This is a genomic window from Pseudovibrio sp. WM33, from assembly GCF_001623165.1.
Taxonomy (GTDB): Bacteria; Pseudomonadota; Alphaproteobacteria; order Rhizobiales; family Stappiaceae; genus Pseudovibrio.
Map to the genome: position 1 here is coordinate 53,966 of NZ_LMCK01000014.1, position 6,394 is coordinate 60,359.

The 6,394-nt window shown below is 53.0% G+C and carries 5 protein-coding genes and 1 pseudogene; 5 read left to right on the forward strand and 1 reads right to left on the reverse strand.

Translation table 11 applies throughout. The features are described 5' to 3' along the window. Positions 1–176 precede the first annotated feature (176 nt). The 5 genes from PsWM33_RS03370 (at position 177) to PsWM33_RS03390 (ending at position 5,339) form a co-directional block, all read left to right on the forward strand. On the forward strand, positions 177–1,454 hold the full coding sequence (locus tag PsWM33_RS03370) for an MFS transporter (RefSeq protein WP_063299211.1): 1,278 nt from the start codon (positions 177–179) through the stop codon (positions 1,452–1,454). Positions 1,455–1,603: 149 nt separating this feature from the next. Next, positions 1,604–2,527: an ABC transporter substrate-binding protein gene (locus PsWM33_RS03375; RefSeq protein WP_063299212.1), complete on the forward strand. Its 924-nt coding sequence runs from the start codon at positions 1,604–1,606 to the stop codon at positions 2,525–2,527. A 9-nt stretch (positions 2,528–2,536) separates the two neighbouring features. After that, on the forward strand, positions 2,537–3,526 hold the full coding sequence (locus tag PsWM33_RS03380) for a FecCD family ABC transporter permease (RefSeq protein WP_082826856.1): 990 nt from the start codon (positions 2,537–2,539) through the stop codon (positions 3,524–3,526). Further along, positions 3,526–4,578 carry a FecCD family ABC transporter permease gene (locus tag PsWM33_RS03385; protein ID WP_082826857.1) on the forward strand — a complete coding sequence of 351 codons (1,053 nt, stop codon included), beginning with the start codon at positions 3,526–3,528 and terminating at the stop codon, positions 4,576–4,578. Before PsWM33_RS03380 ends, PsWM33_RS03385 begins: the two co-directional genes overlap by 1 nt. Beyond that, on the forward strand, positions 4,575–5,339 hold the full coding sequence (locus tag PsWM33_RS03390; RefSeq protein WP_063299213.1) for an ABC transporter ATP-binding protein: 765 nt from the start codon (positions 4,575–4,577) through the stop codon (positions 5,337–5,339). The genes PsWM33_RS03385 and PsWM33_RS03390 overlap by 4 nt, the downstream gene beginning before the upstream one ends. A gap of 614 nt (positions 5,340–5,953) precedes the next feature. Here PsWM33_RS03390 and PsWM33_RS03400 read toward each other — a convergent pair. After that, positions 5,954–6,334, reverse strand: a pseudogene (locus tag PsWM33_RS03400) (S24 family peptidase); the annotation flags it as partial. Positions 6,335–6,394 lie beyond the last annotated feature (60 nt).

Consider the following 6,394-nt stretch of genomic DNA (forward strand, 5'->3'; position numbering starts at 1 on the left):
CCGCTTTCCATTACTAGTTTCCGTGATTGCTCTCGCTGTTTCGTGAAAAGGTGTTCTCAAGCAGGGGAGTAGGTATAAAGCTGTCGCGTTTTTTGGGGAGTTGTGCTCTTATCGTTCCTGGTGTTTTTCGGGGTAAGTATTTTCGGGGATACTTGCCCAGCTTCCGGGTCGTTGTCATGCGTCAGTTTCTACTTCCTATCGCCTCTTTGCTTTTGGGCTCTGCCTTCCTGTTTTTTGCCGGTGGTGTTACCGGTATGCATTTGCCGCTTAGAGGTACGTTTGAGGGCTTCTCCTCTCTTTCTCTCGGTCTGTTGGGGACGGGTTGGGCAATTGGGTATGTGACTGGCTGCCTGAGTGTGCCGAAGATCGTGCAGCGGGCGGGGCATATTCGGGCCTTTGGTGTGATGGCGTCTTTGGCGTGCTTGTCAGTTCTGGCCTCCTCCTTGATGGTTGATCCCATTGCATGGATTGCCTTTCGCTCCGTGGCAGGGTTTGCCTTTGCGGGTGCAGCCATGATCGTGGAAAGCTGGTTGACGGAACGCTCGGACCCAAGCAATCGCGGGGTTGTTTTTGGCACTTACACCATGGTGAACCTTGCTGCGACCACGGGTGGTCAGGTGGTTCTTTCCATGGGCCCGATTGATGGTTTTGAGTTCTTTGTGATTGCCTCCATGTTTTATGTGGTGGCGCTTATCCCGACTGCTGTCACGCGCACCCCTGCTCCGGCTCCCCTTGCGCAGGTCAAACTGGATATCAGGCGGCTGTGGCGTAACTCTCCCGTTGCCGTGGTTGCTGTTGTTCTGACCGGCGTTTCCAACGGCAGTTTTGGCACGTTGGCGGCTGTGTATGGCGGGAAAGTTGGACTGCCGATTGCCAGCATCACGTTGTTTGTGAGTTCCTCCATTTTGGCTGGCGCTTTTGCGCAGGTCCCAATTGGCATGATCTCAGACCGCACGGACCGCCGCTATGTTGTGATTGCAATTGCGGTGGTTGCCTTGGCAGCGGACTCCATCTTCCTGTTTGCGGATACCAGCAGTGCCAACATCGCCATTGCCTCAGCGGTAATTTTTGGCGCTGCGATTTACACGTTCTACCCGGTGCTGGTTGCCCACGCGAATGACCATGCAGATGCAGGGGATGCGATGCAGACCAGCGGTGGTTTGTTGCTGATGCTTGGCGTGGGGTCCATGATCGGGCCATTTTTGGGCGGCGTGTTGATGAGCATTTTCGGGTCCATCGGCCTGTTCATGTCCACGTTTGCAGCCCATGCGCTTATTCTTGCCTTTACCTTATGGCGCCTCACACAGCGTTCTGCTGTCGCTGAGAGCGAAAAGAGTGTGTTTGTGCCTTCTGCGCCAACGCGCACGGCCACACCGCAAACGATTATTCTTGCTGATGAAGAAGTTGCCAAGGAGATGGAAGTGGACGAGCTGTCAGAACAACCTTCGTCTTAAGTGGTTATGCGCAGGCATTTGCAGGATGTCTGCGTTATCGAATAAATATGAGGTAAAAACTCTTATTTAAACTTGACTATAATTATCAGGTATACAATAGCTCACCCTACAACCTTTGCTATTGCCCGTCCTTATGAGAAGTCAAGCCGATGAAAACCAATCTTTTCGCAGCCGCCTTCGCTGGCGCCCTTTCAACTCTTGTTGCCTTTGGAGCGTCCGCGCGTGATGTTAAACACGAGCTGGGAACCACCACTGTTCCTGATCAGCCTCAGCGTATTGTTGTGCTGGAATATAGCTTTGTTGATGCGCTGGCTGCCGTTGGCGTTGCTCCTGTGGGTGTGGCGGATGATAAAAAGCGTGAGCGCATCATCAGCGCCTATACGGATAAGATTGGGCAGGACTGGGTTTCTGTTGGCACCCGTAAGACACCAAGCCTTGAAGTGATTGCATCCTTGGGTCCAGACCTGATCATTGCCGACAAGACCCGGCATACAGCCGCTTATGACACGCTTTCTGACATTGCGCCGACGGTTGTCTTTGACAGTCTGGGCGGTGACTACCCTTCTGCAATTGCGCAGCTGGAAGCGATTGGCGCTGCCGTTGGCAAGGCAGATGAGATGAAAGCCCGCGTTGAAGTGCATAAAGCCAAAATGGCTGAGATTGGTGCGCAGTTTGAAAAGGCTGGCGACTACAAGATTCAGTTTGGTGTGACCAACGCAAAGGGGCTGTGGTTGCATTCCCCAGTTTCCTACAATGGCTCTTTATTGAAAGGCTTTGGCTTTGCCAGCGGCATGAAGCCAACCAAGGGTGCGGTTTATGAATCCAACTACGTGAAGACCTCTCTGGAGCAGCTTTCTGCTGTGAACCCAGACATTCTCATTCTGGGCCGCTACGCAGACCCAGCCTTTGCGGATGGTTGGAAAGGTGAAGCGCTTTACGAGAACATCAGCGCTGTGAAAAACGACCGCGTGTTTTACGTGGAAGCGCATGTGTGGTCTCGTCTGCGCGGCATGGTGGCAGCAGAAATGACCGCCAATGATCTGCAAGACATTATGAAGCAAGTTCAGAACTAAGCCACGCGTATGCCACTCACTGCCATGTACTGGAGCCTTATGGGGATGGCGCTGCTCGGTGGAGCGGCGCTGTCCCTTGCCACAGGTGGCCGACAAGATATCGGGTTTCTCCAAATCCTGAACTCGGTCTTTGCTCAACTTGATGAGCAGAGCCTTTCCATTGTGCGCGATATCCGCGCTCCGCGCACTCTCATTGCCGCACTGATTGGCGCAAACCTCGGCCTTGCCGGGCTTTTGCTGCAAGCCACAACGCGCAATCCACTTTCCTCTCCGTCTATCCTTGGCATCAATCAGGGCGCAGCTCTGGGCATCGCTATCGGGCTGGTGTTCCCCTCGCTCGTTCTCTTCAACATCGACACCATGGCGGTGCTGGGTGCTGCCTTTGCCGGTGGGCTAACTCTGACGCTTGCAGGTGGCCTGAAGGGCACGTTAAGTGCGCTGCGCCTGATCCTTTCCGGTGTGGCAGTCAGCGCTTTTGCGTTTGCATTGGTGCGGTTCACTTTTACGCTGGATGATGAACTTGCCCTCTCCGTGATCCAATGGACCACAGGCGACATTGCAGATGTGCGCTGGAAGCAGGCAACGCCGCTGCTTGTCTGGTGTCTGGCAGGTGGCCTCCTGACGTTCTTCATGTCGCATAAGCTCAATTTGATGGCGCTTGGCGAAGCAGCCTCAAAAGGGCTTGGCTCTGATCCACGGTTTACGTTGCTTTTCGGTATTTTGCTCGCGGCAATCCTGACCGGCGTTTCCGTTTCCGTTGCCGGACCAGTGATGTTTGTTGGCCTCATCATTCCGCATGTGTGCCGCGCTGCCTTTGGCACAGACCATCGTGTACTGGTGCCTGCGGTTATGCTGTGTGGTGCCACCTTGATGCTTGTTGCTGATGGCGCTTCCAAGCTGATCAACTTCCCGGAGGAAACTGCGGTGGGTGTGGTTTCAGCCCTGATTGGCGCGCCCTACTTTTTGTATCTGACCATCACGGCCAAGGAGATTGACTGATGAGCATGCTCTCTGAGGCCTCCGGCGCACAGTGGCGTACAGATTTTAAAAGCCACCGGAGCACCAAAGCCTTTCGCGTCCAAATGCTACTGTTGTTTGCCTGCGTCCTTGTCAGCATGCTTAGTCTGGGTGTGGGCGCGGTTAACATCCCGCTGGATGTGATCCTGAACAGCCTGTTTGATCTGGATGGCCAAAAGCAGACCTATATTATCTGGAAGTCACGGCTCCCCCGCGTGTTGATTGCCTTGCTGGCCGGGGCAAGCCTTGCTATTTCCGGTGTTATTGTCCAGGCTATCATTCGCAACCCTCTGGCCAGCCCCAAGATCATGGGCATCAACTCAGGTGCTGCACTGGCTGCTTTGGGTACAGTGATGTTCCTGCCCAATGTGCCCGTTACTTATCTTCCTTTTGCTGCGGCCCTTGGCGGCATTGTTGCTGCGGTGGTGGTGTTGTTTGCAGCTCATCTGCGCCAAGTCTCCCCTGCCCGTCTGGCTCTGGTTGGCATTGCCGTTGGCATGGTGTGTGATGCAGGTGTTGATTATCTGCTGGTGACAGCCGCAACGCTGGAAATCTCCAACCCACTTGTCTGGCTCACCGGCTCCCTATGGGCTCGTACGTGGGTGCATGTGCAATCGATATGGATGCCACTTGTCGGCCTTTTGGGTCTGACTATGGTGCTCTCCTATCAACTGGACTTGCAACAACTGGGAGACCAGACCGCCCGCGGGCTTGGCCAAAGCACGAATAAGATGCGCCTTTTATTGTTGGGCGTTGCAACCCTGCTTGCCAGTATCTCCGTTGGCGTGGTTGGTGTGATTGGCTTTATCGGCTTGATGTCACCGCATATCAGCCGCTCTCTTGTGGGGGGACGACATCGCCTTTTGCTGCCAACAGCTGCTCTGGTGGGGGCACTTCTGGTTGTTCTGGCAGACGCGGTTGGACGGGCTATTGCGCCGCCGCTTGAAGTCTCCGCAGGCATTTTGAGTGCAATGCTGGGCGCTCCTTACTTCATCTGGATCATGAGCCGCTCACAAAAAGGACAAAGCACATGAGCATCGTTCTTTCAAACGTCACCTCCGGTTACGAAGAGTTCATGCTCAAGGGCATCAATCTCACCATTCAAAAGGGCAGCTATGCCGCTTTGATCGGCCCGAACGGCTGCGGCAAGTCAACACTGCTGAAAACCATCGGCCAGATCAATAAGTTAAAGAGCGGCAGCATCACCGTTGATGGCAACGAGATCCACCGTTTGCCTGCCAAGACCGTTGCAAGGCAAATTGCGTTTTTGCCGCAAAGTCCGGTGGTTCCGACTGGCATCAGCGTTGAGCAACTTGTTGGCTATGGACGTGCGCCGCATCAATCTCTCTTTGGCATTCGCAGCAGACGGGATGTTGAGATTGTTGAGGAGGCCTTGCACACCTCGGGTCTCTACACTTTCAAAGACCGGGCTTTGAAAGACCTTTCCGGTGGCCAGCGTCAACGGGCCTTCATCGCCATGTGCCTGGCCCAGGATACGCCCTACATCATGCTGGATGAACCAACCAGCTATCTGGACATCCGCTATCAATACGAGACACTGGATCTCCTCCAACAGCTCAACAGTCAGGGCCGCACGGTGGTGGTCGTCCTCCACGACATAGCCCAGGCCTCCCGCTATGCAGATCACCTCGTCGTCATGCGTGATGGCGCTATCTTTGCCGAGGGCACCCCACACGAGGTGGTCAGCCCATCTTTGGTAAGTTCGGTCTACGAAATTGACACTAGCGTTTACGCTGATCCGGTGTCTCAAACACCAGTGGTGACACCAGTTTGAGATGAAGGCCAGCGAGCGTTCTGGTGAAAGCTGCGCATTAAGTGTTAGGGACAAAACCTGCTTGTCCAGACCTAATGTTATTCGGATTTTGATGCCTGTAACAACTATTTTTCAGAAAATCCTCAATGTCAACATCTATCTCATGGACAATCGCTGAGACATCGAAACACTCCTATTGGAGGCAATCCCTCTTTGATTTGGTGGAGAGTGTTAAGAGTTAAAGACTTAGAGCTCGTCGAAACCTCGGGCGCAGACAACATAGCCCTGAAAGATCACCTTCACGATCGCTATCCTAAGCGTTAGGCGAGCACATCCCCCCACTACGCGAATTATATAGAGAAGAAATAAAAAGTACTTCGCACTTAAATTCATCCACTTATGTAAAATTCGCGTCACGCAATTGTGGGGGGGACTGTTATTCTGCACAGAGGCATAGGCGAGTAAAAATGGATGAATCCGTTGAAACTTCTCAATTATATCGTTTTGGATAGGGAAAAGCATTTTGCACAGAGTTGCGCGAAATCCATTCAAAATGGGCGCTTAGGTGTGCATATAACGGTCATTAATGCGCAAAAGAAAGTTGTGCGTTTGAGTTGGCCCGCTCTAAATTCAGTTTAACTGAAGCGATGACCACACCACACTACTTTGCCGATGATATGAAAGTCCTCAAGGTCTGCGCGCTTAAGAAGTTCGTCTTTGTATTCTGGGTTTTGGCTAATCAATTCAACATCGCCCTGGATTGTCGGGCGTAGGCGCTTTACGCGAGCCATACCACCGTAGATGAACGCGTAGACGCCATCTGACAACTCATTGCGTTTGCGGTCCACCATAACGAGGTCGCCATCCGCGATAAGCGGATCCATGCTATCACCTTTGGCAGTGAGGATGATAAGCCCTTCGTTACTGCTTCTTCCCAGTTTTCCGCCAAAAAAACCCTTTGTGAACGGGATAAGCTCCCGTGTCTCGATATGATCTCCATTAAGTGTACCAGAGCCAGCAGCTAAGCTTACATCTACGTGTCAATGAGCGTTCAAAATTGATCCGGCATCATCATT

Bases quoted from the DNA above. Each gene is read 5' to 3' on its own strand.
- PsWM33_RS03385 (WP_082826857.1), top strand. From the start codon at position 3,526: ATGAGCATGCTCTCTGAGGCCTCCGGCGCACAGTGGCGTACAGATTTT.
- PsWM33_RS03380 (WP_082826856.1), top strand. From the start codon at position 2,537: ATGCCACTCACTGCCATGTACTGGAGCCTTATGGGGATGGCGCTGCTC.
- PsWM33_RS03390 (WP_063299213.1), top strand. From the start codon at position 4,575: ATGAGCATCGTTCTTTCAAACGTCACCTCCGGTTACGAAGAGTTCATG.
- PsWM33_RS03370 (WP_063299211.1), top strand. From the start codon at position 177: ATGCGTCAGTTTCTACTTCCTATCGCCTCTTTGCTTTTGGGCTCTGCC.
- PsWM33_RS03375 (WP_063299212.1), top strand. From the start codon at position 1,604: ATGAAAACCAATCTTTTCGCAGCCGCCTTCGCTGGCGCCCTTTCAACT.